Source organism: Pedobacter sp. Bi126, assembly GCF_918698245.1.
GTDB lineage: Bacteria > Bacteroidota > Bacteroidia > Sphingobacteriales > Sphingobacteriaceae > Pedobacter.
In genome coordinates, this window is the sequence record NZ_CAKKMS010000010.1 from 78,574 (window position 1) to 103,555 (window position 24,982).

A 24,982-nucleotide genomic window follows, 5' to 3' on the forward strand; every position below is an offset into this window, starting at 1 on the left:
AGTTTGACTTTATTGGCGATCGCTTTAGGCGTTCAACCCACCGTCGATTGTTAAAAACGAACCGGTGATGTATCTGGCTTCTTCGCTTGCAATAAAGCTTACAAATGATGCAATATCTTCTACTGTACCATAATCTGGCAAAGCCATACGGGTTCTCAAGAAATCAGCCAATGGTGTATCTGCGGGATTCATATCGGTATTGATTGGTCCGGGCTGAATCAGGTTTACCGTAATTTTTCGGGCACCAAGATCGCGTGCTAAACCGCGTGTAAAACCCTGAAGTGCCGATTTACTCATGGTATACAAAGTGGTTTCAGGACCAAGAGCGTTATCGCCCATATTGCTGCCAATGGTAATGATCCGGCCGCCTTCGGGCATGCCTTTTACCGCAGCCAAAGCCGCCACAAAAACTGCTTGTACATTAACGGCCATAATTTCGTTATAATCTTCAAGTGTATGTTCTTCAAAGGCTTTGCCAATGTAAATACCGGCGTTATTGATCAGGATATCAATGTGGCCAAAATCGGCAATTGTTTTAACCACTGCGCCAGTTACTTCAGCTGGTAGGGTACTGCTTGCTTTTATTGCCACAGCGAGCCCACCTGCGGCTTCAACCTCAGCCACTACGGCCAAAGCTTTTTCTGGTGAATTTGCATAGGTAAATACCACTTTTGCACCCTCGGCAGCCAATCTTTTTACAATTGCTGCACCTATGCCCCGGCTTCCTCCTGTTACCAAAGCAATTTTATCTGTTAGTTTTTTCATCTGTATTTTTTAAATTTTATGCTAAAGTAAAAGAGATACTTTACATTTGCAGGTAAGCGGCAAATTGTTAGGTACTAACAAAAAAGTAAGAAATGAGAAAAGAAACATCAACCAATGCTTTGAACGAAAAAATGATGATCGACAGCTGTGGCATGTCCTCGTCGCTGGCGGTAATCGGTGGAAGGTGGAAACCCGCTATATTGTGCCGCCTTTCTTATGGTACCATGCGCTATGGCGAACTTAAAAAAGACATTATCGGCATATCAGAAAGAATGTTAGTGGCTCAGTTGAGAGAACTGGAAAAAGACCAGATTATTACCCGGGTTGTTTTTCCTGAAGTGCCGCCAAGGGTAGAATACCGCCTTACCGATTTGGGCCGTACCATGAAACCAATGCTCGATGCGATGTCTGACTGGGGCAATATGTACCGGAAGCACATTAACCAAACACAAGATTTATCTGCTAACGTATTGCAAGACAAATAAATTTTCAATAAAATAATATGCTGTTTTTCGACTGACAAACAGCTGTCATAGGCCTGTCTTAGTTTTGTTCTATTAAATTAATATAACAAGATGTCAGCAACTATGATTACTAAAAGCGAATTATTACAGCATTGGTTAGGCCACAGAAAACTAACCAGAAAAACCATTGAAAAATTTCCCGAGAAAGAATTATTCGAATTTTCGGTCGGTGGAATGAGGCCGTTTTCTTCATTAATTAAAGAGTTGTTATCCATTAATGTTCCTGGTTTAAAAGAAATGGTCACCAGAGAAACAGCTCCCTTTAGCCATGATCTTCCGCTTAATAACAAAGAAGAGCTACTAACAAAATGGGATGAGGATACCCCAAAAATTGTGGAATTCTTTAACCAAATCGCTGAAGATCAGCTTCACGAAACTATTAAATTATTCGGGCAGTACGAGTTTTCGATCATTAGCCACCTTTTGTATTTCATTGATAACGAAATACATCACCGCGGGCAAGGTTTTGTATACTTAAGGGCCTTAGGCATTGAGCCTCCATTTTTCTGGGACCGTTATTAAAAAGCAGGAGACTGTATCATAAAGGCTATTTCACCTCAGATGCTGTCATGTTGTACAAAGGACTCCTACAGGGAGCTTGTCGAAAAGTTTGCGAGACATTTACACGGTTACTCCAACTGGCCACCGTTGATGAACTCCAATAAAAAATCGTAATTGCGAGGAGGAACGACGAAGCAATCTTTCATGCGAGTGTTCCTTGCATAGAGATTGCTTCGTCGGCTAAAAAAGCCTTCTCGCAATGACGATACTTTGAGGGGATTTATTGTCTTTTAAATTCCACTTTCATTTTTATAAAATAAATTATCCCTCAGGATGACAATTCTATATTTATGATACAACCTCTTTGTTATTTATTCTCTTCAAACCAGCTTCCATTATTTCAATCAGCTCGTTGTTTAAATGGGCTGGTTCTATAATCTCGGCAACATCAACAAATTTAACAAACCAGCGCACAAAAGAAACCACAGAAAGGGAACAATCGAAATACATGACCACAAAATCATCTGAAATTTCTTCGCCTGTAAATCCAAAAATCTGCCGTTCCCAATATAGAAAATGTGCGTACTTCCGGTCTACCTTAATTTCGACTTTCATCACATTTTCAGATAGGCTTTTATCCCTGAATTCGTTAATTGGCGGGTGTGCAATAGTAAAGTTTTCTTCAAGCACCAGAACTTTTTTGATCCTGTCTAACCTAAAATTGCGGTAATCATTCCTTAAATGGCAATAGGCTAAAAGATACCAAAGACTGTGTTCGTAGAATACGCCGATTGGCTCTACTGATCTTCCTATCGGATGAATATCACCACCTTTGAGATAATTGATATGGGTTATTTTTTTCTTTAAGGTACTATTGAGTAAAACATCGATAATGTTAGGCAGGTAATCATTAGATTTAAAATCGTTTTTAAGATGTATTGTGTCTTCTAAATGCAGGAAATCTCTTTTTTGATGCACCTGAAAAGAACTTTTTATTTTGATAAGTGCTACCTCAAAATGTTTTTTGATAAACTCGGTTTCATGTTTCTGCATCACTTTTTCGGCAACCATTAAGCTGAGAATTTCTTCCTGACTAAACCTTGATGGCTGTAGCCTAAACCCTTCCATAATCGAATAACCAGATCCTGATTCATTAACGATCGGAATACCGGCAATCTCAAGGGCTTTTAAATCCCTGTAGATCGTTCTTATACTAATTTCGAACCGCTTTTGTAATTCTTCAGTAGTTACTACAGATTTAGATTGCAATAGAAAAAATATCTGTAATATCCGGTCAAATCTTTTGGTAATATCCATTTTTAAAAATGTTGGGTATTTAATTAAACAGCTAATTTATACGGCTTGCCCATTAGCGGAGAAATTGCTTAGGCAGTACCTTTTCTGATGAAGATTTTACAAGTTCAAGAATTCTGTTTTGCCGGGTTTCTGCTCTTTTTGCCAGTACAATCCATTGTAAGATGGCTTTCTTAGCGGATTTACTTAGGCCAAGAAAAAAAATCTTTGCGTTTTTACTGTTTTTAAATTCTAAAGCTAAATCTTTAGGTATTTTAAGTGTTTCTACTGCATCCAAAACTGTCCACGCCCCATTTTGTTTGGCCTTTTTAATGGCTTCTAAACCTGCTTTTGCGATAAGTTTTTGTGCCAACAGGCGCTTTACCTTTTCCTTATTGATTTTCGACCAAATGCTTTTGGGTTTCCGTTTACAGAAAAACTGCATAAACCTCTCCTTATCTATGGGCTTTTTTATACTGTCTATCCAGCCGAAACAAAGCGCCTCATCTACAGCTTCGCTCCAGGTAATGCTTGGCAAACCAGAACCTTTTTTGCCATAAACAAGCCATACTGACGATTTAAGCTCATGATTGGTGGCTAACCAATCCCGCCATTCTTTGATGTTGACAGGACAAAAAGTTTCTATATCTTTTACTTTGTTTTCCACTATTTCGCAATTAATAAAATAATTTTCAGGAACATTGATCCGTCAATTATTTTAAACATGCAGCAAATTTAGCAGGCGGAGTGACAACCCTATGGCAGTTGTGATTTTATCTTTTATAAAGATCCTTAGAAAACAATTTTTATTCTGTTTGAGCCGTCAGCGCTCCTTCTTTATCTGGATAATAGATTTCAAAGGCATAAACAAAATAAACGTAATCAATATTAAAGAAAAGGCTGGCCATGCAACAGTGGAGACAGTAGAATACTAATTAAATATAGGCAATGGTTACAATCACCATCCAGATCAAGCTAAACACACCTCCAAAATAAAACATTGGCATGTTTTGTTTCAAGTTTTTCTTAATCAAGGCAGCGTAAATGATCCAACCAAAAAAGGTAATAAAATATAGCGGAACTGCAAATAATAACATAAGATTAAATTGGTAATCAAATATAGCCATTTAATTAATTGAAGCCATAAAATTGGCAAAAATAAACGATCTACAGCGCAACCATAACGCCAAAATTCCAGCCTAACCAACCCTGTGCACCATTTTTAAAATGATGGCTCCAAGCAGGCGCCACTTCCTTTTTATAATTTTCGCCAGGAATAGCTTCTCCCTTCACGTAATATGAATACGCGGGTCCTGCAAAAAAAGCAAGCCTCGACAAAGCATTAAACTGCAGGTTTACCTGGAGCCTGTAAAGGTTGTTTGCTTCTTCAAAATTGCCGAGATATATAGATTGAATGGTTCCTTCGGCGGAGATAGCAAAATGTTTGTTTAATATAAAATCATGACCAAGGCCTAATCCAAAAGTAAATGCTCGGGCAGTATCTGAAAAATTTTTACCCGCAATTAATAAGGTATATAATTTAGCATTTCCGGTTTTAAAGGCGATGTTGGTATTGATTACCTCGTTGTTATATACTGTTATTTTGCGGTAGCCATTATTGGATAGGTTGATCAACCCGATACTGATACCCGATGATGAATCGGCCAGATTTACCACAGCCAGTTGAAAACCGTCCATGTTTTTAGTTTGATTAACCAATCCGGCAAGCTGCATGCCCTTTAAACGGCCTGAGGTTTTATTCAATACACCTGCCAGCTGAACTCCTGTGGTATTTTTGCTCACATTAACCAGTCCGGCTACTTGCACTCCTTTAACATCTTTGCCAGCAAGATTGCCCACCCCGGCCAATTGCGCTCCGCTAACCTTACTTTCTACCCTATTTAATAAACCGGCCACCTGCAAACCATCTACATTCATATTTACATCGTTGTAGGCACCCGAAAATTGAGTTCCTTTTACTGATCCGCCAACTACATTGAACAGGCCCGCTACCTGAATCTTTTTAATATCGCCTTTGGTTAAATTAAACGCACCCGCTATTTCAAAGCCATTTGTTCCGGCAGTATAACCACCAAGTACATTTAAAGATGCCTTGTTTACTACACTAGAACTCATGCTGCCATGCGAACTTAAGCCAGGGGTAAACGATGCCTGAAAAGGTGTTTGTGCCAAAAAATCTGGAATATTAAGATTCTGGATGCGTTGCTTTGAGGAAAGCAAAAAACGCCATATGCCACGTCCACCAAAAGTATTGGTGAAAAATGCACCTTTTTCTTTGTCCGGATCTTCGTATTTCTCAGGCTTTATATTAATATCAGCCAGGAAAACCAGGGCAGTATCGCGATAGGTTTCTTTACTTGCCGTTAAAATCACACCACTGTGCTCGCCTCTAAAACGCAGGGTAAAATAACCGTTGTTATCTGTAAGTGCAGCCTGAAGCAGTTTTTTTTCGTAAACACTGGCCTGTTTAACTTTACTACCGGTTCGGATATCAACCACGTAACCGCTTATTGCATATTCATTGTCGCCGTTGGCAATATGCTCTGCTTCTATTGTTAAATGATTTACGGCATAGCGAAGAATAATGTATTCGGCATTTTCTTTATAATCTACCTTACCATCAAATAGCTGATCTAAAACTTCACGTACCGGAACATTTTTAACATTCAGGCTAACCAGGCTATCCTGCCTGAACAGTACACCATTATAAGAAAAATAGAACCCGCCAGCTTTGCTGATCATCTGCAAAACATTGCCAACCCGTTCTTGCTTAACATTTAAGCTTACTCCTTTGGATAAATTCCTTCTATAATCGACTGTGGCAACCTGTGCGCAACAATAGCCCGAAATAAAGAGCAATAAAATAACTAGTCTTGTCTTCATTATTTTTTAGCAGACAACAAAATGGCGTTGCCGTTACGGGATAATTGTAAATTTAAGGTTTGGCAGATAATTTCAAGATTCTGGTTTACCGATCCCATTTTTAAAGTGGTATTAATTGTTAAGCCTTTAATCTTTTCATCCAAAGTAATGTTGCTTCCATAAGCCTCATTCAAAGTAACTATCAGCTTGGATAAAGAAATGTTATTCGCCTGAAATAGATTGCTACGATAGTAATTGTAGAGCTGATCGGTGCTTTGTTCTTTTACCAGTTTACGGGTATTGCCGTCGATATGGATTTTTTCGCCCTTATAAAGCTTAATCTCATCATTGGCCAGGCGAACCTTTACAATTCCGGTTTCTACATTAATTTCGGTATCCTTTTTTATATGCTTAATATTGAAAGACGTACCCACTACTTCTACACTTACCTTTTCGATATCAATTATAAAAGGATGCGTTTTATCTTTGGCTACATCAAAAAACACGTCACCTTGTTCCAACTTCAGTTTTCTGTTGTTTTTAAAGTTAGCGGCATAGCTTATTTTGGTATTCTTGTTTAACGTAAGTGCCGATCCATCAGGTAAGGTTTCGGTACGTACCTGGTAGGTAGCCGTGAGTTCGGTATATTTTCCGGGGCCATATAAACTATATGCGATCCATCCCCCAACGGCAATAAACAAAACTGCTGCTATCCTTAACCAGACTCTACTGGCATTTAACCGTTTGCTGTTGTCGCTCTCTGGTTTTAAATCTGCTCTTCTCGCCTTAAAACTTGCCCATGCCTGCTCTTCATCCCTTTTGTTATCGTTTTTTAAGGTATTGCTTACCTGCCAGATGGTTTCCAGCTGGGTAAAATGCTTTTTATTGGCTTCAGCAGCGTTTAGCCACTTTTCTACCTTTTCGTTTTCTTCTATAGTACTTTCTTTTAGAAGAACCTTTATCAATAATTCATCAGTCATGCGCTTTCTTCTAATTAAAAAAATCGTTGTAATACCATAATCCGAGTAAAATAAACACCAGGAAGTCGGCAAGTTTTAGTCTTAAAATCCTTAAAGCCTTTCCCATTTGATTTTCTACCGTTTTGATTGACAGACCTAAATGATCGGCAATTTCGCGGTATTTCAATTCTTCGAACCTGCTCATTTGAAAAATGGTGCGGCATTGTTCTGGTAAATGGCTCAGGGCATCTCTTAAATGTTGCTGTAGTTCAGTAAATTCGATTTTTGCAGCAGCAGGTTCATGTTCTGTATTCATGGTGTGTACCGTAAATTCCTGGTATTTGCTTTTGGTTTTTTCCTGTTTAATGTAATTTAAACTATCGTTGTAAACACATTTGTAGAGGTATGCTTTTATAGATTGTATTTTAAGGTTCTCTCTTTTTTCCCAAAACTTTAAGAACATTCCCTGTACAATTTCTTCAGCAACATCTTCATCTTTTAAAATCACCTGAGCATAAGCGTGCAGTGCATTGTAATGCGTTTTGAACAAATGTTCAAATGCGGCATCATCATGGTATTGATGGCTGATTTCGGAAGCTACTACTGTTAATTCCACGGGTTTAATTGTAATCAAATATATATCTTTTAATAATTGAATGAGAGAAGGACATATTGATTGAATGAGAGAAGGACTGAATAAGAGAATATTAGCTAGTGCACAAATTCAATCATTCAAAATTCAGTCATTCAATAATTCATTTTTAAAAACTAATTGCCAAACCACCTGTATATCCTAAAAACAGGGCATGTAAGGTATTGTCTTTTCTATCCCAGCTTTTCACATAGTGTTTCTGTAGGGTTTTTCCTTCTTCGGTATTGGTTGATACAAAATTGAACGATGGTCCTGCAAAAATTTCTAAATTCTGGCCTATCCTAAGCGAAGGCAGTAACTGAAACGTAGATTTGAAATAATTGCCACGTTTAAAGTTTTGTAATGAACCCGATGTAAGTTCTGCATTTAACCTAAAGTGTTCTGATTGAAAAAAGTGAGCACCCAAACCTGCTTCGAAAGCATAAACCTCATCTTTATTTTTAAAGTTATAACCAGCTCCGATAATACCATATAATACTTTCCCGCCCGATCTGAATGTGGCCATGGTTGTTAAATTCTGGTTGGTAGTTAAAGCAATACTTTTCTCGCCATTTTTAACAATATTGATAATCCCGATCGGATAATCGCTGCTATCGGCCACGTTAATAAAACCAGCAAGCTGAACGCCTTTCACTTTCTTTGCCACATTGATAAAACCTGCAATTTGCGATCCTTTTACATCGGCGGCTTTATTCATAAAACCTGCAACCTGCACTGCAGAAACATTTTTCGAAGTCAAGTTCATAAAACCAGCTACCTGTGCACCACTGTTTTCTTTTGAGATATTGGCGAAACCTGCAATAGCGGCCCCATTTCCTCCACCATAAGTATTGATGAAACCTGCAAACTGTGCCCCACTTGCTTGGCCACCAATGTGGTTAGAAAAACCTGCCAACTGTGTACCGCTTGCATTTTTACGCACGATATTGGAAAGGCCTGCAAATGAGAGCCCTTTTTCTGCTGCCGAAACACCAACCAAAGCGTTTAAAGAAAATACATTTGTATCTAGTGTTGCATGGGTTCCGTTTGTGCTTACTGGGTATACAAAACCCACATTTACTTTACCTTTTTTGCCTTCTTGTGCAAAACCATTTAAACCTGTGCTTAATAGTATAGCTAAACCCAATGCTTTAACACCAGATGCTTTTTTGAAATTGATGCATGCCGTAAAGCTGTTTTTAATTTTTGTCGAAGTTGTGTCCATTTCTGTCTAATTTTAAAATGAGACAACAAACACGACACTTACCCCTACGTGCAGCAAAAAAATATTTCTTGCTCCCCAATATTATTAAAAGTCTTTTTTTAACAGCTGAAAACGATAAATTAAAAGTTTACTAGCATAATATAAACGCCTAAATCAGCTATAATATTGATCTCACCAAACCGCCTTCTACCCTAATGGCGGCACCATTGGTTCCGGAGGCTAACGGACTTACATAAAAAGTAACCGCATTTGCAATTTCACTCACATCAAGAAAGCGTTGCAGTAAGGAAGTAGGCCGCATGTTCTTAAAGAAATCAGCTTCTACCTCAGCAATAGTGATGTTTCCATTTTTGGCTAAATCTTCAATAAAAGTTCCAACCCCTTTTGATTTGGTAGGGCCGGGCAAAATTGAATTGACGGTTACCCCGGTGCCTTGGGTTAATTCTGCCAAACCTCGGCTAACCGCCAGCTGTGCAGTTTTAGTCATGCCATAGTGGATCATTTCATCCGGGATAAACACGGCCGATTCGCTGGAGATAAAAATAATCCTGCCCCAATTTTTCTTTAACATTTTGGGGAATAGCTGCCGCGACAACCTGATTCCACTCATTACGTTAACTTCGAAAAACCTAAACCAATCGTCATCACTGATCTCTTCAAAAGCTTTAGGTTCAAAAATGCCTGCGTTATTGATCAGAATATCTATCTCTGGAAGTTTATCGATCAGGTCATTTACTTCATCGGCTTTCGAAAAATCAGCAGCTATTCCTGAAATAAATTCGTTCCCGGCAATACCTTGCAACGATTTGACTGCATCGTCTACGCTGCTTTGCGACCGGCCATTGATAACTACTTTTACACCTTCTTTTAGTAAACTTTCGGCAATTGCGAATCCGATCCCAGCGGTAGAGCCGCTTATAAAAGCCGTTTTATGCTTTAATTGTAAATCCATTTTTCCTTTTTAATAATGTTTATACCAAAATAATTATTGCCCTAGGGTTATACAAACTGAACAATTTTTTGGATAAAAAGTGTCATAGGAATATGCTAAAATGAATGGCAAGGCTACAAAAATCGGTATTGTTTCGAACACGGACAGGTTAAAGCAAGAAATGCCAAAATAGCCTCCCCTATCATTTGCCGTTAAAAAAGAGCCCTTGTAATTAGTGAAGATAATAACTAGTTATTGATCTGTCTTCTGATCCTGGATAAAGATTGCGGCGTGATGCCCAAATAAGAAGCTACATCTGTTAATGATACGCGTAGGGCAATGTCGGCCTGACGGGCAACAAACAATCGGTATCTATTGGCAGAATCCTGCCCCAAATAGGCATTTCGGATATTGATCTTGTCTATTAAAGCTTGTTGTGTAATCTGATCGATAGCTGTTTTAAGATATGGCACCTGTTCGTAAAGTTTCAAAAGCGCTGTTCTGCTAATGCCTAAAACCTCACAATTGCAGGCTGCCTGTATACACTCCTCCGCCGGTATCTGCTTATGGAAACTATTCAATATCGTACAAAACTGGTTTTCCTTTAAAAAATAATGGGTCACTTCATTCCCTTTTTCATTTCGGATAACAATCCGGAGTACGCCCTCAATAATAAAAAAAAGTTCTTTGCTAATACTGCCAGGCTGGGAGAGCGCTTCTCCCTCTTTAAACGTTTTGCGATTAAAGGCTTCCGCGATATACTGTTCTTCTGCTGCCGAAATTTGATGGTACAGTTTCAGGTAGCTGATAAGTTTGTTCGGCATTGGGATTTATATATGGTATGGAATTGAGTTGAACAAAAATACAGGCTCAGACCGTTTTTACCAATTGGTAAGTGGATTGGTCGTTAATATCTCAAAATTTGCACTTCAATTTACAACATCATGAAAATAAAAGCAAATGAATTTACACTGAAAGGAAAAACAGTGATCATATTAGGTGGAAGCTCAGGCCTAGGTTTTGCAACCGCACAGGCTGCAGCGCACGATGGTGCAAAAGTGGTAATTGTTTCCGGTAATGAAAACAGGATTAATGAGGCGTTAAAATCCTTGCCCGAAAACTGCAAAGGCTTTGCCGTAGATCTGAGTAAAGAAGAAAACATTAAACAGTTTTTTAATTCAGTCGAACCTTTCGATCACCTGGTATATACCGCGGGAGAAAATATAGTATTGAATACGATTAATGAAACTAGCCTGGATGATGCCCGTCAGTTTTTCACATTAAGGTATTGGGGTGCTTTTGCTGCAGTTAAATATGCAGCAAAGAAGATTAAGGCGGGCGGTTCTATTAACTTAACAGGAGGTATTGCCAGCCCAAGACCAAGTGCCGGATGGGGCGTAGCGGCCAGTATTTGTGGCGCCATGGAAGGTTTTACCCGTGCAATGGCTGTAGAACTGGCACCACTGCGTATAAATTCGGTATCGCCAGGCGTGGTTAAAACCAATTTATGGAACAGCATGAGCGATGAGGATAGAAATAACCTCTATGTTGGTGTAGGTGAACGTTTACCTGTAAAGCGCGTTGGTGAAGCCAGCGATATCGCACAGGCATTTTTATACACCATGAAACAACAATATGCCACAGGGCAAGTAATTGTGGTAGACGGTGGTTCGGTATTGGTGTAAACCACGATAAAGAAATCGTCATTTCGATCAGCGTGTAACGCAATCTGGAAACCAGGTAGTGCTTAGCGAAGCTGAATCTATTGAGATCTCCCCATTTCATTACGTTTCACCCGATAGCTCTGGGATCGAAATGACGACTTTCAGGAATGCCAAAATATCACGCATTTTGCCGTTTTAATGCTTTAAGTTGCGTGGCCAATAATACCCCTCCAAGTGCAGCGGTGAGAAAAATACCTTCAAAAATCAACAATCGTTTTTTCTTTTTAAAGCCGCGGTAAAAGGTATGTGCTGCAATAATCCCCAGGCCAACAAAGTCTATGTCTCTTTGTACTCTTTTCGACGAATCTTTACTTTTAATCAGCACAATGCGCAATAATTTATCAATTAAACTGATGTTTTGAGAAACACCTTTTCTAATCTGTGCTTTACTTGCCGAAGCGCCCAATTTCTTAGCCGCAGTTTGTAATCCTGTAGTCGTGATCTCGTTAATCAAATGTGTTTTGGTATCTTTTTTTTCCATAGGTCCTATTATTTCAACCCGATATAAAGGGATATGGTTTTGATTATTTGAGAATGATGTGGATAACCATTGTTATTTAAGAGAGAATCACCAGATCGATGTCTTTCATTGCCAGGTTTTTCAATAAACCATTAAAAACTGCAGTACGCAGAATGACCTGGAAAATATTAAGATGGGGTTTCCCAATGCAAATGGTGGTAATTTCTTTCGCGTTGGCAATATCGATGATGGTTTTGGTTATCACATTACTCTTTATTTTGATTACTTCGGCCCCAAGTTCGGTAGCCAGTTTAAAATGATTAATCAGATGGCGCTGCTTATCGAGTTTAATACGTTCCATGCTTTCACTATCGCTCTGCACATACAGTACAATCCATGGCGATCGGTAATAGGAGGCCAGCCTTGCTGTTTTCCGGATCACCACTCCTGCGGTTTCGGCATTAGAAGAAATACAGGCTAAAAAACGTTCGGGCCGAAGCTTGATTGATTTTGGAATTTCGGTCTGGATTTTCCGTTCTACCTGGTGCACCACTTCTTTTAAGGCCAGTTCGCGCAACTGAAGAATTTTATCAGACTGAAAAAAATTGCCAAGTGCCCTTTCAATTTTTGATTGATCGTAAATTTTGCCTTCTTTAAGGCGGGTAACCAATTCGTCGGCGGTAAGGTCGATATTTACGATTTCATCGGCAATTTCCAATATCTTATCCGGGATACGTTCGGTAACCACTATTCCGGTAATCTGCTCAATTTCCTCATTAATGCTTTCCAGGTGCTGGATATTAACAGCCGAGATCACGCTGATTCCCGCCTCAAGCAGATCGAAAACATCTTGCCAACGTTTAGTATTTTTGCTGCCCTCGGCATTGGTATGAGCAAGTTCATCAACAATAACAATCTCAGGATGGCGGTTCATAATTCCTTTCAAATCCATTTCTTCGATTTCTTTGCCACGATAGAAGATTTTCCTTCGTGGAATAATGGGAAGGCCTGCAACAAGGGCTTCTGTTTCTGCTCTTTTGTGGGTTTCAACGTAGCCGATATAAATGTCTACCCCATTCCGCAACAGCGCATGAGATTCCTGGAGCATCCGGTAAGTCTTGCCCACACCGGCACTCATGCCGATATAGACCTTGAGCTTTCCGCGCCTGGATTTTTTAACCAGATCCAAAAAATGCCTGACCGATTCTTCTTTTTGTTCTTCTTCCATGATCATGTACTTTTCAGCTGTTTAATTTTAGTTCGAATAGTGGGTCGTCATCTCGACTGAAGCGCAGCGCAATGGAGAGATCTTTGAACTATGTTACCGAAAAGTTTAAAGATTTCTCCATTACGCTACCGATGAAAAATCGGTAAACTTCAGTCGAAATGACGATATTATTTCTTTTAAATTTAAATGTCACTTATATTGATTTATAAAATAAATCGCTCTCAGGATGACAAATCTTAAAGAGTAATCGTCGTTCCCGCGCAAGCGAATCGTATTAAAATGAAACCGCTATACTCGCTGTAAGGGCTGCATTCGCATTTACCGCAGTGCCTTCTCTTGCAAATATTTTGTCTTTACTATCATAGGCTTTTCCCTCCAATCTGATTACTGCATTTGCTATGGGCGAATAATCAAGGTTTAACGAGTAACCCTTGGTTTTAAAACCTTCTGGCGTTCCGGTTGCAATAAAAATTCCGTTTTTATCTTCATAATATTCGAATCTTCCGGCAACTGCCCATTTTGGTGCAAATTTATATTGTAGAATTGCTACTGGTGAGATCACCTCATTTTTATCATTACTTCCTTTTTGTTTCTGCTGCGTTCCGTAATCAAATCCAAGGGTTACGCCAAATTTATCCGTAAGCTGAAAGATGCCATAAATGTTGTGGTAAAACCTATTTACCCTAACCGAATCGGCCCCTTCCGTTCCAAGATAATTGCTGTAGTTTACCGTAATCTTAGCTGTTGGTTTCCAACTTAATTGAAGTCCACCTGCGGGTTTGTTGTTTCCATTCTGGCGGCTAATGCGTTGCCATCCGTTTAGGTAAAGTGCCGTTGCCGTAAACTTGCCATCTTGGGTACCATAGGTAATTTTCGCACCCGACTCGTAATAAGGGGTATTCTCTGAGGAAATATTCCTGGTGAGTACCCAACAGTCTTTCGAAACTGCACCTTCAAAACCAATATGCGAAGAAAATATTCCGGCGTCAACCCAAAGGTTTTCCGATTTTGATAGTTTTACACCAGCATTGGCCTCGAAGATATTTTTTAATACGCCAGGTTCGGCAGCAAGGTTTGCATTGGCATAAGTCCCGGCCATGACCGCTAAGTTTGCGCGGATATTCCCTGTATCGTAGGCGGCTTTAATAAATCCAAGGTTCAGGTTTACCTCGTTTGCACGGTTATGTGAATAAATAAAGCCGGGGCGGTTATGATCGGCTGGTTTGTTAAAATCGTATCCATAATAGGCCTCAAGATAGCCCGTTACTTTAATTTTAGGTTCATCCTGTGCTTTTGCAAAAATTGTAGTGATAAGTATAGCAGCAAGTAATAATAATTTTTTCATCTGTATTCTATTTATTTTTATCTGATTGTTTTTATTGATAAAGTATAGCGTAATCGTCATCTCGACTGAAGTGCAACGGAATGGAGAGATCTAATAAATGAAATTTCAAAGATCTCTCCTCCGAAGGAGTTCCTTTGGAACACTACGGTCGAGATGACGATTTATCTCTAAACCACCATTTAAAGCTCATCAAGCGCAAGGTTTAGCTTCAACACATTTACTGATGAAGGGCCGAATACACCCATAAACGGTTTAAGGGTATTCATGGCAATAAGTTCTTTTACCTTTTTCTCATCTATATTTCTGGCTTTTGCTACCCTTTGAATCTGAATTGCAGCACCTTGCTCGGAAATATTTGGATCAAGTCCACTTCCTGATGCAGTAACCATATCGGCAGGGATATCTGATTTTTTGATGCCCGGATTGTATTTCAATAAGGTATCGATACGCGACTGCACCTCTTTTAAATAATCGGGGTTGGATGGCCCTTTGTTAGAACCTGCGGAACCCGCTGCATTATATGCAACTGCTGATGGTCTTCCCCAGAAATATTGCGGTTTGCTAAACGATTGACCCAACAAGGCATAACCAACTGTTTTACCATTTTTGGTGATTTTTTCTCCTCCACCGTTTCCATTAGACATTTTGCCAATAAAGGCCACAGTGACTGGATATACTACGCATAACAGCACCAATAGTACTAGGGTTAAGCGGATGGATTGAATGATATACTTTTTCATTTTTATATTCTTTTAATTTTTCTTTGCTGTCATGCTGAGGCACGAAGCATCTTTCGAAGGCAGTGCCAGATTTTAGGAACTTCCCTTTCGCTTGCAGATTCTTCGCTGCGCTCAGAATGACATTCTTTTATACAAATAAGCCAACCAATAAATCGATTATTTTAATCCCTATAAATGGGGCTACTACCCCACCAATACCATATATAAACAGGTTTCTGCGTAATAAAGCAGTTGCGCCGATAGGTTTGTAGGCCACTCCTTTTAATGCCAGGGGAATCAGAATTGGAATTATGATGGCGTTAAAAATCACAGCCGACATGATTGCCGATTCCGGTGAGTGCAGCCCCATAATATTCAGGCTTTGCAAGGCAGGAATTGAAGCAATAAACAATGCCGGAACGATGGCGAAATACTTAGCTACATCATTCGCGATGGAAAAAGTAGTTAGCGTACCACGTGTAATTAGCAGCTGTTTACCAATTTCTACAATCTCGATTAGTTTAGTTGGGTCGTTATCCAAATCGACCATATTACCAGCCTCTTTTGCAGCCTGTGTTCCACTGTTCATGGCTACACCAACATCTGCCTGTGCTAAGGCAGGCGCATCATTGGTTCCATCCCCCATCATTGCTACCAGTTTACCTAAGTTCTGTTCGTCTTTGATGTAGTTCATTTTATCCTCGGGCTTGGCCTCAGCAATAAAATCGTCAACACCAGCTTTCTCAGCAATATATTTAGCTGTTAATGGATTATCTCCGGTAACCATCACAGTTTTCACACCCATTTTTCTCAAACGTTCGAAACGTTCACTGATCCCTGGTTTAATGATATCCTGTAATTCGATTACGCCAAGAGCTTTTTCATTTTCAGACACCACAAGTGGCGTTCCTCCATTGGTAGCAATGGCCTTCACATGATTTTCGATATCGGAAGGAAAAATATTCCCTGCTTTTTCAACAATATTCCTGATCGAATCGAAGGCTCCTTTTCTAATTCTTCTTCCTTCGAGGGTATCTAATCCACTGGAGCGGGTTTCGGCGGTAAATTTGATAAAAGTAGATCCCTGAGGTGTTCCGGCAGATTTAACACCCTGCTCAGCAGCCAGTTCTATGATTGATTTTCCCTCTGGGGTTTCATCGGCCAAAGAGCTCAGCAAACAAGCATCAGTAAAAGCTTGAATGTGTACGCCCGCAGTTGGATAAAAATTGGTCGCTTTACGGTTACCAATAGTAATTGTTCCAGTTTTATCTAAAAGTAATACGTCAATATCACCTGCGGTTTCTACCGCTTTACCCGATTTGGTAATTACATTGGCTCTTAGCGCCCTGTCCATTCCGGCAATACCAATGGCAGATAAAAGTCCGCCTATGGTGGTTGGGATCAGACATACAAACAGCGAGATCAGTGCAGCAATGGTGATCGGCGTATTCGCATAATCGGCAAAAGGTTTCAGCGTTACACATACGATGATAAACACCAGGGTAAAACTGGCCAGTAAAATGGTTAAAGCAATTTCGTTTGGTGTTTTCTGACGCGATGCACCTTCAACCAAGGCAATCATCTTATCTAAAAAGCTTTCGCCTGGGGCAGTACTCACCTGAACTTTAATCTCATCAGATAATACTTTTGTACCGCCTGTTACCGAAGATTTATCACCACCTGATTCGCGTATTACAGGAGCAGACTCACCGGTAATGGCCGATTCGTCAATAGTGGCAATACCTTCAATAATCTCTCCATCAGTTGGAATGGTATCGCCTGTTTCGCAAATAAACACATCTCCTTTTTTTAGCTGGCTGGATGAACGGATTTCGATGGTTCCGTTGGCCAAAAGTACTTTTGCAGGTGTTTCTTCTCTTGTTTTACGCAGACTGTCGGCCTGTGCCTTACCTCTTGCCTCTGCAATGGCCTCGGCGAAGTTTGCAAACAGCACAGTAAGCAATAAAATTAAAAAGATGAAGAAATTGTATAAAGGTGATCCTTGTCCGCTATGGCTAAAAGAGTACACGGTAACATAAGCCATTACCAGTGTTCCGATTTCGACGGTAAACATGACCGGATTGCGGACCATTACCCTTGGATCTAGTTTGATGAAAGATTGTTTTAGCGCGGTCTGCACCAAGGCAGGTTCGAACAATTTATTATTGGGTTTCATTTTTTTATTTATTATGTGATTTCACAGATTTAATTGATTTCACAGATTATGTGTGGTCTGTCATCCTGAGCTTGTCGAAGGACCTTTGACAACTTCATTTCGACAGGCTCAATGTGACGGTTCTCATTTATTTAAGCATGGTAAAATATTCTGCCAAAGGTCCTAGTGCCAATGCAGGGAAATAAGATAATGCGTTCAGTACCAGAATAACGGCAAAAGTCATCAGTGCAAAGGTTTTGGTATCTGTTTTAAGCGTACCGGCCGATTCAGGAATGAATTTTTTAGCACCTAATAATCCAGCGATGGCAACAGGGCCGATAATCGGTAAAAAACGACCAAGAAAAATCACAATACCGGTAGATAGATTCCAGAAGATATTGTTATCACCCAATCCTTCAAACCCTGAGCCGTTGTTGGCGTTGGATGATGTCATTTCATATAACATTTCTGAAAATCCATGGAAACCAGGGTTATTGAGCCAGTTTTTAGGTTGCACTGCCCATGCGGCATCGCCATGACTGGTAAAAATATAACTTGCAATGGCTGTTCCGGCAAGGATCAAAAACGGACTTAACAAAGTGATAATGGCCGCAATTTTAATCTCTCTGGCCTCTACTTTATGCCCAAGAAACTCCGGCGTTCTTCCCACCATCAAACCTGATATAAATACAGCAACAATGAGGTAAATAAAATAATTCAATAGACCTACGCCGCAGCCTCCGTAGAATGAATTAATCATCATTCCAAGTAATTGCCATGTACCTGACATCGGCATGGTACTATCGTGCATGCTGTTTACCGATCCGGTAGAAATAATTGTCGTTACAGTAGCCCAGTAGGCTGAGGCCGCTGGACCAAAGCGAACTTCCTTTCCTTCCATAGCACCAGTGGTTTGGGAAATCCCCATTTTGGCCAATGCCGGATTACCACCCAGCTCAGAGCTGAGCATCGGGATGAGCAGCATAAACAGACCGATGGTCATAACACCAAAGATGGTCCAGGCTAGTTTTTTCCTGCGGATGAAATAACCAAATGCAATAACCATAGCAATAGGGATGATTACCTGCGCAATTAGCTCAACCATATTGGTAAAATAACTTGGATTTTCAAAAGGATGTGCCGAATTGGCCCCAAAATAACCTCCACCATTAGTGCCTAAATGTTTAATAGCAATCATTTGAGCAGCTGGCCCTCTCGAAACATGTACGGTATCGCCTTGCAGGGAAATAAATTGATCTTTACCCTCATAGCTCGCAGGGGTACCATTAAAAGTCAAGATTAAGGCCATTACAAAAGATAATGGCAATAATAAACGGGTAATTGATTTTACAAAAAACTCCCAAAAGTTGCCCAGTTCTGTAGTTGTTTTATCTCTAAAGGCTTTAAAAAGGACTACTGCAGCTGCAATACCTGTTGCAGCACTTACAAACTGAAGAAACATCAGTACGTATTGCTGAGTGAGGTAACTTACACCACTCTCACCCGAATAATGCTGCAGGTTACAGTTGGCAACAAAGCTGATAATGGTGTTAAAAGCAAGATCTGGCGTCATCCCAGGGTTTCCATCCGGATTGAATGGGAGTTTATCCTGAAAGATGAGTACAAAAAAGCCGTAAAACAACCATAGTATATTAATGGTAAGCAGTGCTTTTAACTGCTGTTTCCAGTTCATTTGTTCTTTAATATTGATTCCGGAAAGCTTGTAAATACCAGTTTCCAATGGCTTTAAAAAATCTGTCCAGACTTTTTCTCCTGCAAAAACCTTAGCCAGGTATTTACCCAATGGTATTGCGATGACCAGGGTGAGCAGGAAGGTGGCGATAATGCCTGTTAATTCAATATTCATTTTTTGATTTGTTAATTGCGCTCCGTACAGGAGAAAAGATTAAAATTTTTCAGGTTTGATGAGCACGTAGATCATATAGATAAATACGGCGATGGCGATAATGAATAATGCGATCATAATATTAGATTTTTTCGAACCAGTCGATTGATTTGTAAATAGCCCAGCAGAGCAGGATTAGGATTAAAAAAAAGAGTATGGTCATGATTGTATTGATTTTTCATGCCATTAGCCAACTCTTATACCACAAAAGAAAAACAAGTCACAAACAAATGATTTACAAATAGTTACAAACGAACAAGGCTTTTAAATTTAAATTAGGCATAAAAAAACCCTTCCATTTTGGAAAGGTTTTTTTCATTTGGGAAAAATTAGTTCGTCATTGCTGAGAAGAAACGACAGCCTAACTCTGGCCTTAGCATCCCGCTAAGCCCCTCATAATGTAATTGGTGTTCTCCGAATCTCCATGGCAAAACTTAGCCTTAGCGAGATGCTAAGACTAGGAAAGAGATCCTTCGACTCCGCTCAGGATGACAATCGCACCCGGGGTGTATCAGTTAAAGAAATAAAATTTCTGGTCTTAGCATCCCGCTAAGACCCCACAATTTAATTCCGTGTTCTCCGAGTCTCCGTGGCAAAAACTTAGCCTTAGCGAGATGCTAAGACCATGAGAGCCAAAAAACTTTGTAGACACATTACACGTATGTTAGTAAATGCAAACAGACGTATAATGAGAAAGGGCACGGTAATACACATCGATCAATCGGTTGGCTTTGGGCTTATACAAGATGAAAATGAACAGGAAATTGCATTTTGTTTAACAAGTCTTAATGAAGATATCACTGCTGGCGACCTGGTAGAATTCAAAATCGAACTAATGGCGCATGGGCTTACGGCCACCAACCTTCGCCAATTATTACTTATTTAAATGTACGTTTTCAGATTATTTTTGTATATTATATAATAGCAGGATGATTATTTATCAAAAAAGATCTCTTTTTGAACCTAAAAGTTTATAACATTATGCCCAATTCTAACAACAGTTCTTTTATACGGCCACTTCTCCAGTATATGGAACAATACCATAAACTTTCCAGTAGCCTTATTGCACAGTACGAAAAACATTGTTCATTGGTTATAGTCAGAAAGAATAAACACATTGTTTCACCTGTTGATAGTAATGCAGCACTTTACTTTGTAAAAAGCGGCATTGTTCGTGGTTTTATAAAAGATGGGGCCAAAGATATTACCACCTGGTTTTGTTTTGGTAATAATATTGTAGGCGCCATTCGTCACCCTGATTTACAATCGAACCACTCTGTAGAATATTTACAGGCATTAGAAGATTGCGAATTGATCCGTATTCCTTATACGTTAATCGACTATGCGTATTCCCATTTCGAAGAAGCCAACATTATCGGGCGAAAACTATTAGCAGTACACTATTATGCTGCATCCGAAAGATCTATACTGGCCAGAATACCCAATGCCTTGCGACGGTACCAAAAGCTGGCAGAAAGCGGAAAAGTAGATTTAAATAAAATACCGCTCCGTTATTTAGCAAGCTATTTAGGAATGAGATTAGAAACATTAAGCAGGGTTAGAAGCAAAGAACTGCATAAAAGCGTACATCGCGATGTTGGCGTATTAATAGAGAAATAGTGGCGCTTTTAAAGAACAAACCCCATACAACTATTTGTACAGGGTTAAAAATTTCAGTAAAACACAAAGGGTTAACCTTTTTTAATCATATCGATCATCATCGAAATTTCATCTACTGCAGCTTCATTGCTACCATCAAAACCCATCAGGTTAAATCTGATGTTCCCTGCAGGATCGATCACAAATTTTGAAGGAATTCCCGACACTTTATAATCAGTAACCACCTTGTTAATTTTCGAATCAGGATCTTTGGTGTCCATTAACACCTCGAAACTATACTTCTGCGATTTAATATATTCGCTCGCATCCTGAGTTGGGGTGGCTGTTTTCTCCCAGGTATGAATAAACAAAAACTTCACGTTTGGATCTTCTTTATATTTATTAACCGCCATTTGCATGGCAGGAAAAGAAGCCTTACATGGCCCACACCAGGTAGCCCAAAAATCGAGGATTACCACCTTACCCTTTAAACTGCTCAATGTAACTTTTTTGCCTTCAATATCGGTTAATGTAAAATCTACAGCTGGTTTATTGATAATTTCTTTATTGAGTTTTTGCTGTAGATTCGCCAGAATCCCTTTTCTGATTTCAGCAGCATAGGCGTCGAAACCCGCATCACTTCCCTTTACTTTGATATAAAGTGTTTTAAAGGCACTGCTCATTTCATCATTGGCCTTGCCCGATTTTACGGCCTCTTCCAATTTAGTATAAGCCTCCTGATTTCTATTCAATGCCATTAATATTTTGGCGTATTGAAAATTCGATCTCGGCGAAGCAGTTTTTGGATTTTTAGCTGCTAAATCGGCATAAACAAGGGCTTCATTATACTTTTTTTGTTCGAAAAGAATACCTGCATAAGTCATGGTTAAACCCGGGTAACCCGATGCGGCAAATTTAGATGAATTTTCGTTAGGCAACTTTCCGTCATAATAAGTTTTAGCACTTTCCATGGCTTTTTTATAATATACAGCTGCATTTTTTAAATCGCCGGTTTTATAGAAAGCCTCTGCAACACCACCAAACCCGTTTCCTTTCCAAAAATCTACCTGCAGCTTGTTAATATACTCAATAGCCTTAGCCGCATTTTTTTCTCTGGCATATTCGGAAGCAATAGCCGATACCGCATAATCGTACACAATTAATTCTTCTCCAGAACCCGAAACCGGAAAGTTCTTAATCCATATTTTATAGGCATTTTCTTTCGCCAGCGCCGTTTTCTCATCATAAATTTTGCTGGCTTCCTGCGCCCTCGCTCTCGAACCTTTAGGAAACTTCTGTAATTCTACCTGAACAAGCGAATCGGAAGCTTTTACGTTTTTTAACCGATAATAGTAATTAATGGCCAGGTCAACATCTTTTTCCTGATCTGCAGCAGCCAGTTTTTGTAATTTGGCTGCCAATAGTACTTTATCTGCAGGTTCCTTCGAAGCTACCAGTTTGTCTAGATAAATCCTGGTTGTATCTACTGGTTTGGTTTGTGCTTTTAAAGCACTAACACTTCCTAAAATGAGGATAGAAAGTAATCCTAATATTTTGTTACTGATATTTAATATGCTCATGTGACTAATCTTTAAATAGGTTTGACAATGTATTGTTCAATTCTTCTCCACGTAAATCTTTTGCAACCACTTTTCCATCTTTATCCAATAAAAAGCTTGCGGGAACCGATTTCACACCATATAATGCAGCAGCAGAATTCGACCAGCCTTTAAGTTCAGAAACATGTTTCCAGGTTAAACCATCATCGTTAATTGCTTTCAGCCAGGCTTCTTTTTTACTGTCTAATGATACGCCTAAAATTTCGAAACCTTTATCATGGTATTTTTTGTAGGCTGCAACTACATTCGGATTTTCTTTACGGCAGGGACCACACCAGCTTGCCCAAAAATCTACTAAAACATATTTTCCACGAAGTGCAGAAAGTTTAAGTGGTTTTCCATCCACATCATTCATTACAAAATCCGGAGCCAGTTTTCCTGGAGCAGTTTTATTGGTTAATGCTAAACTTTCTTTTATAGTTCTACCGTAAAATGAAGCTTTAACCGTTGGTGCAAATAATGCATACATGGCTGCTGCTTGCTCGGGATATGGATAATTAATAAAGCGATCTTCTACAATTGCCGCAACTGCTACCGAAGAGGCATGTGATATTACATAAGCTTTTATTGCATTTTGGTTAAGCACATCGAGTGCTTTAAATTCATCATCGAAGGGTTTACGCTGTGCCGGACTTAAGGTTACTTTGCCTTTTTGGTTTGCGCTATCTAAACGACGGTAAATATCGCCGGCTTTTGCTGTTATCGATTTCCAAGGGCCATTATAAAAACCAAAATAAACATCGGTTTCTGGCGAACCGATCACTTTGGCCATAAACAACGAATCCTTATCGCCAACGATTGTGATGTTTCTATTTTCTAAAAGAAAGTTTTTTTGTTGTTTACCGCCTTTAAGCTTTAAAGCATACATTTTAACCTCAGGCACGGTACCACTAAAAGTGAAACTGCCATTGGTAATAACAGCAGAATCCTTAATTTCTTTCTCGCCAATGTTATGCGAAAGATAAATTAATCCCGTCTCTATCCCTTTTATCTTACCCGTTAATTTATACCCTCTTTGTATGTTAAACGCACTTGCTACCAAAATAACCAAGGTAGCTGTTGCTATTAATTTTATTGTCTTTTTCATGATTGATGTAGTTATGGGAGCCAACAAGCTCCCAATAATTAATTTTGATAACCTGGATTTTGAGTTAGAGATGGATTAGCAAGAATCTGTGCCTGCGGAATCGGGAATAAAACGGAAGTTGATTTCCAGGTTGGTTTTAATGCGCTAATTACAACATTTGCGCGACCAGTTCTTTTTAAATCTAACCAGCGGTGGCCCCATTCTCCAAAAAACTCTACTTTTCTTTCTTGTTCAATGGCTGTTAACATCTGCCCTTGATCTAAGGTAGCACTCACACCATCTAAACCAGCCCTGGTTCTAACCATATCTATATCTGTTTTTGCACCAGAAAGGTTGTTTTGTTGCGCACGTGCCTCTGCGCGGATCAAATATTGTTCGGCCAACCTTAAAACAATATTATATTCAGTACCGTTACCCGACGCTAGTTTATATTTACTAATACCATAGTAGGTTTTACCTGAAACAATTTTGGGAGTAATCCAGGTTGATCTGCGTAAATCTGCGGCACTCTCAAACCCCTGATAACTAACATCAGCCAAAGAAAAAACAGGTATCGAGGTAGCTGTTGTAGTAACATAGTTGGCTCCGAAGGTTGAGAAACCGGTTAAGGTAGCCAATTGCCATATAACCTCACTGCTGTTATTTAAAAATGAGGCATTAGGCCCTGGCATACCATAAATGTTGGCACCTATGATCTGGGTAGCCTGCGCCTCTGCATTAACATAGTCTTTTTGATATAGATAAACACGTGCTAAAAGTGCAGTTGCAGCATATTTATTCACTCTAATTCTTAAATTATTAGCGACATATTCTACAGGTAACAGACCTTGTGCCTCAGTTAGATCTTTGATGATTTGTGCATAAACCTGGGCGGCAGGAGTACGTGGAAGCGTTGCATTTTCAAATGCAGAATAATCATCTTTTAAAGGTAAGGGGATGTCACCATAAAGATTTACCAAATAAAAATAGGCATAAGCCCTCATAAATTTAGCCTCGCCCAAAAGTTGATTCTTTATTGATGGAGTTAAAGTATTGGATGCACTAATACCACTAATAACATTGTTTGTGTTTTTTATCAGTCCATAGGTATTAGCCCAAATATTGCTAGCAGTAATATTTGTAGTAGTAATAGCATTATTTGCAAACTCTTGCTGAGCAGCGTCTACGCCATTATATTGAAGGTCATCAGCAGAAATACCAGAGAAAAAACTGAAATTACCAATACTAGATGTTGTAACATTATTAGAGTAGAGGCCTAGTACAGTACTTTGTGCACTTGCATCAGTTCTGAAAGCATCTTCGAATAAAATTTGTGTTGGTGGGGCACCCAATTCTACGAACTTTTTACAGGATGAAACAGTTAAAACTGTTCCTATTATTAATGTTTTATAAAAGAAATTTTTATATATTTTTTTCATGATTTTATCA

The 24,982-nt window shown here is 39.3% G+C and carries 25 protein-coding genes; 5 read left to right on the forward strand and 20 right to left on the reverse strand.

What is annotated here, in order from left to right; translation table 11 throughout:
• Positions 1-24: 24 nt before the first annotated feature.
• Positions 25-765 (reverse strand): SDR family NAD(P)-dependent oxidoreductase, encoded by a 741-nt coding sequence (locus tag LQ201_RS24585; protein WP_230146388.1) that lies wholly within the window; start codon positions 763-765, stop codon positions 25-27.
• Between the two features lie 92 nt (positions 766-857).
• On the opposite strand from LQ201_RS24585, the gene LQ201_RS24590 reads away from it, so the two are divergent.
• Positions 858-1,250: a helix-turn-helix domain-containing protein gene (locus LQ201_RS24590; protein ID WP_230146389.1), complete on the forward strand. Its 393-nt coding sequence runs from the start codon at positions 858-860 to the stop codon at positions 1,248-1,250.
• Positions 1,251-1,352: 102 nt separating this feature from the next.
• A complete protein-coding gene (locus tag LQ201_RS24595) occupies positions 1,353-1,811 on the forward strand; it encodes a DinB family protein (RefSeq protein WP_230146711.1) in 459 nt (152 codons plus the stop codon).
• Between the two features lie 327 nt (positions 1,812-2,138).
• On the opposite strand, the gene LQ201_RS24600 is transcribed toward LQ201_RS24595, so the two are convergent.
• From LQ201_RS24600 to LQ201_RS24640, 9 genes are all read right to left on the reverse strand, one after another.
• A complete protein-coding gene (locus LQ201_RS24600; protein WP_230146391.1) occupies positions 2,139-3,107 on the reverse strand; it encodes a YafY family protein in 969 nt (322 codons plus the stop codon).
• A gap of 52 nt (positions 3,108-3,159) precedes the next feature.
• Positions 3,160-3,750 carry a YdeI family protein gene (locus LQ201_RS24605; RefSeq protein ID WP_230146392.1) on the reverse strand — a complete coding sequence of 197 codons (591 nt, stop codon included), beginning with the start codon at positions 3,748-3,750 and terminating at the stop codon, positions 3,160-3,162.
• Positions 3,751-4,018: 268 nt separating this feature from the next.
• Positions 4,019-4,180, reverse strand: a complete 162-nt coding sequence (locus LQ201_RS24610) for a hypothetical protein (RefSeq protein ID WP_230146393.1) — start codon at positions 4,178-4,180, stop codon at positions 4,019-4,021.
• A 70-nt stretch (positions 4,181-4,250) separates the two neighbouring features.
• Positions 4,251-5,987 carry an STN and carboxypeptidase regulatory-like domain-containing protein gene (locus tag LQ201_RS24615; protein WP_230146394.1) on the reverse strand — a complete coding sequence of 579 codons (1,737 nt, stop codon included), beginning with the start codon at positions 5,985-5,987 and terminating at the stop codon, positions 4,251-4,253.
• Positions 5,987-6,946 (reverse strand): FecR family protein, encoded by a 960-nt coding sequence (locus LQ201_RS24620; protein ID WP_230146395.1) that lies wholly within the window; start codon positions 6,944-6,946, stop codon positions 5,987-5,989. Before LQ201_RS24620 ends, LQ201_RS24615 begins: the two co-directional genes overlap by 1 nt.
• A gap of 10 nt (positions 6,947-6,956) precedes the next feature.
• Positions 6,957-7,559 (reverse strand): RNA polymerase sigma-70 factor, encoded by a 603-nt coding sequence (locus tag LQ201_RS24625; RefSeq protein ID WP_230146712.1) that lies wholly within the window; start codon positions 7,557-7,559, stop codon positions 6,957-6,959.
• A 127-nt stretch (positions 7,560-7,686) separates the two neighbouring features.
• Positions 7,687-8,781: a hypothetical protein gene (locus LQ201_RS24630; protein WP_230146397.1), complete on the reverse strand. Its 1,095-nt coding sequence runs from the start codon at positions 8,779-8,781 to the stop codon at positions 7,687-7,689.
• Positions 8,782-8,938: 157 nt separating this feature from the next.
• Positions 8,939-9,733 carry an SDR family NAD(P)-dependent oxidoreductase gene (locus LQ201_RS24635; protein ID WP_230146398.1) on the reverse strand — a complete coding sequence of 265 codons (795 nt, stop codon included), beginning with the start codon at positions 9,731-9,733 and terminating at the stop codon, positions 8,939-8,941.
• A gap of 227 nt (positions 9,734-9,960) precedes the next feature.
• The gene (locus LQ201_RS24640) at positions 9,961-10,536 is read right to left on the reverse strand and encodes a Crp/Fnr family transcriptional regulator (RefSeq protein WP_230146399.1); all 576 of its coding nucleotides are present in this window, start codon (positions 10,534-10,536) and stop codon (positions 9,961-9,963) included.
• A gap of 120 nt (positions 10,537-10,656) precedes the next feature.
• Between LQ201_RS24640 and LQ201_RS24645 the strand changes: the two genes are divergently transcribed.
• Entirely contained in the window at positions 10,657-11,397 is a 741-nt protein-coding gene (locus LQ201_RS24645; RefSeq protein WP_230146400.1) for an SDR family oxidoreductase, read from the forward strand.
• 157 nt (positions 11,398-11,554) lie between these two features.
• Here the strand turns inward: LQ201_RS24645 and LQ201_RS24650 are convergent, their stop codons facing one another.
• The 7 genes from LQ201_RS24650 to LQ201_RS24680 all read right to left on the reverse strand — a co-directional run bounded on the left by LQ201_RS24650 (position 11,555) and on the right by LQ201_RS24680 (position 19,327).
• Positions 11,555-11,917 (reverse strand): hypothetical protein, encoded by a 363-nt coding sequence (locus LQ201_RS24650; RefSeq protein ID WP_230146401.1) that lies wholly within the window; start codon positions 11,915-11,917, stop codon positions 11,555-11,557.
• A 76-nt stretch (positions 11,918-11,993) separates the two neighbouring features.
• Entirely contained in the window at positions 11,994-13,124 is a 1,131-nt protein-coding gene (locus tag LQ201_RS24655; protein WP_230146402.1) for a sensor protein KdpD, read from the reverse strand.
• A gap of 274 nt (positions 13,125-13,398) precedes the next feature.
• On the reverse strand, positions 13,399-14,469 hold the full coding sequence (locus LQ201_RS24660) for a porin (protein ID WP_230146403.1): 1,071 nt from the start codon (positions 14,467-14,469) through the stop codon (positions 13,399-13,401).
• A gap of 179 nt (positions 14,470-14,648) precedes the next feature.
• Positions 14,649-15,209 (reverse strand): K(+)-transporting ATPase subunit C, encoded by a 561-nt coding sequence (locus tag LQ201_RS24665; RefSeq protein WP_230146404.1) that lies wholly within the window; start codon positions 15,207-15,209, stop codon positions 14,649-14,651.
• A 127-nt stretch (positions 15,210-15,336) separates the two neighbouring features.
• Positions 15,337-17,364 carry a potassium-transporting ATPase subunit KdpB gene (gene kdpB / locus LQ201_RS24670; RefSeq protein ID WP_230146405.1) on the reverse strand — a complete coding sequence of 676 codons (2,028 nt, stop codon included), beginning with the start codon at positions 17,362-17,364 and terminating at the stop codon, positions 15,337-15,339.
• 127 nt (positions 17,365-17,491) lie between these two features.
• Positions 17,492-19,210, reverse strand: a complete 1,719-nt coding sequence (gene kdpA / locus LQ201_RS24675; protein WP_230146406.1) for a potassium-transporting ATPase subunit KdpA — start codon at positions 19,208-19,210, stop codon at positions 17,492-17,494.
• A 39-nt stretch (positions 19,211-19,249) separates the two neighbouring features.
• Positions 19,250-19,327 (reverse strand): potassium-transporting ATPase subunit F, encoded by a 78-nt coding sequence (locus LQ201_RS24680; protein ID WP_082035969.1) that lies wholly within the window; start codon positions 19,325-19,327, stop codon positions 19,250-19,252.
• A 610-nt stretch (positions 19,328-19,937) separates the two neighbouring features.
• Between LQ201_RS24680 and LQ201_RS24685 the strand changes: the two genes are divergently transcribed.
• Entirely contained in the window at positions 19,938-20,135 is a 198-nt protein-coding gene (locus LQ201_RS24685; RefSeq protein ID WP_230146407.1) for a cold-shock protein, read from the forward strand.
• Between the two features lie 95 nt (positions 20,136-20,230).
• Positions 20,231-20,869 carry a Crp/Fnr family transcriptional regulator gene (locus tag LQ201_RS24690; RefSeq protein WP_230146408.1) on the forward strand — a complete coding sequence of 213 codons (639 nt, stop codon included), beginning with the start codon at positions 20,231-20,233 and terminating at the stop codon, positions 20,867-20,869.
• A 71-nt stretch (positions 20,870-20,940) separates the two neighbouring features.
• On the opposite strand, the gene LQ201_RS24695 is transcribed toward LQ201_RS24690, so the two are convergent.
• From LQ201_RS24695 to LQ201_RS24705, 3 genes are read right to left on the reverse strand one after another with little or no spacing between them, the layout of a single operon-like run.
• Entirely contained in the window at positions 20,941-22,428 is a 1,488-nt protein-coding gene (locus LQ201_RS24695; protein WP_230146409.1) for a redoxin domain-containing protein, read from the reverse strand.
• Between the two features lie 4 nt (positions 22,429-22,432).
• Positions 22,433-23,554: an AhpC/TSA family protein gene (locus tag LQ201_RS24700; RefSeq protein WP_230146410.1), complete on the reverse strand. Its 1,122-nt coding sequence runs from the start codon at positions 23,552-23,554 to the stop codon at positions 22,433-22,435.
• 38 nt (positions 23,555-23,592) lie between these two features.
• The gene (locus LQ201_RS24705; protein ID WP_230146411.1) at positions 23,593-24,972 is read right to left on the reverse strand and encodes a RagB/SusD family nutrient uptake outer membrane protein; all 1,380 of its coding nucleotides are present in this window, start codon (positions 24,970-24,972) and stop codon (positions 23,593-23,595) included.
• Between the last annotated feature and the right edge of the window lie 10 nt (positions 24,973-24,982).

Bases quoted from the DNA above. Each gene is read 5' to 3' on its own strand.
- LQ201_RS24610 (WP_230146393.1), bottom strand. From the start codon at position 4,180: ATGTTATTATTTGCAGTTCCGCTATATTTTATTACCTTTTTTGGTTGG.
- LQ201_RS24630 (WP_230146397.1), bottom strand. From the start codon at position 8,781: ATGGACACAACTTCGACAAAAATTAAAAACAGCTTTACGGCATGCATC.
- LQ201_RS24665 (WP_230146404.1), bottom strand. From the start codon at position 15,209: ATGAAAAAGTATATCATTCAATCCATCCGCTTAACCCTAGTACTATTG.
- LQ201_RS24640 (WP_230146399.1), bottom strand. From the start codon at position 10,536: ATGCCGAACAAACTTATCAGCTACCTGAAACTGTACCATCAAATTTCG.
- LQ201_RS24650 (WP_230146401.1), bottom strand. From the start codon at position 11,917: ATGGAAAAAAAAGATACCAAAACACATTTGATTAACGAGATCACGACT.
- kdpB (WP_230146405.1), bottom strand. From the start codon at position 17,364: ATGAAACCCAATAATAAATTGTTCGAACCTGCCTTGGTGCAGACCGCG.
- LQ201_RS24635 (WP_230146398.1), bottom strand. From the start codon at position 9,733: ATGGATTTACAATTAAAGCATAAAACGGCTTTTATAAGCGGCTCTACC.
- LQ201_RS24685 (WP_230146407.1), top strand. From the start codon at position 19,938: ATGAGAAAGGGCACGGTAATACACATCGATCAATCGGTTGGCTTTGGG.
- LQ201_RS24660 (WP_230146403.1), bottom strand. From the start codon at position 14,469: ATGAAAAAATTATTATTACTTGCTGCTATACTTATCACTACAATTTTT.
- LQ201_RS24590 (WP_230146389.1), top strand. From the start codon at position 858: ATGAGAAAAGAAACATCAACCAATGCTTTGAACGAAAAAATGATGATC.
- LQ201_RS24655 (WP_230146402.1), bottom strand. From the start codon at position 13,124: ATGGAAGAAGAACAAAAAGAAGAATCGGTCAGGCATTTTTTGGATCTG.
- LQ201_RS24615 (WP_230146394.1), bottom strand. From the start codon at position 5,987: ATGAAGACAAGACTAGTTATTTTATTGCTCTTTATTTCGGGCTATTGT.
- LQ201_RS24695 (WP_230146409.1), bottom strand. From the start codon at position 22,428: ATGAGCATATTAAATATCAGTAACAAAATATTAGGATTACTTTCTATC.
- LQ201_RS24620 (WP_230146395.1), bottom strand. From the start codon at position 6,946: ATGACTGATGAATTATTGATAAAGGTTCTTCTAAAAGAAAGTACTATA.
- LQ201_RS24700 (WP_230146410.1), bottom strand. From the start codon at position 23,554: ATGAAAAAGACAATAAAATTAATAGCAACAGCTACCTTGGTTATTTTG.
- LQ201_RS24705 (WP_230146411.1), bottom strand. From the start codon at position 24,972: ATGAAAAAAATATATAAAAATTTCTTTTATAAAACATTAATAATAGGA.
- LQ201_RS24585 (WP_230146388.1), bottom strand. From the start codon at position 765: ATGAAAAAACTAACAGATAAAATTGCTTTGGTAACAGGAGGAAGCCGG.
- LQ201_RS24680 (WP_082035969.1), bottom strand. From the start codon at position 19,327: ATGATCGCATTATTCATTATCGCCATCGCCGTATTTATCTATATGATC.
- LQ201_RS24595 (WP_230146711.1), top strand. From the start codon at position 1,353: ATGATTACTAAAAGCGAATTATTACAGCATTGGTTAGGCCACAGAAAA.
- kdpA (WP_230146406.1), bottom strand. From the start codon at position 19,210: ATGAATATTGAATTAACAGGCATTATCGCCACCTTCCTGCTCACCCTG.
- LQ201_RS24690 (WP_230146408.1), top strand. From the start codon at position 20,231: ATGCCCAATTCTAACAACAGTTCTTTTATACGGCCACTTCTCCAGTAT.
- LQ201_RS24600 (WP_230146391.1), bottom strand. From the start codon at position 3,107: ATGGATATTACCAAAAGATTTGACCGGATATTACAGATATTTTTTCTA.
- LQ201_RS24645 (WP_230146400.1), top strand. From the start codon at position 10,657: ATGAAAATAAAAGCAAATGAATTTACACTGAAAGGAAAAACAGTGATC.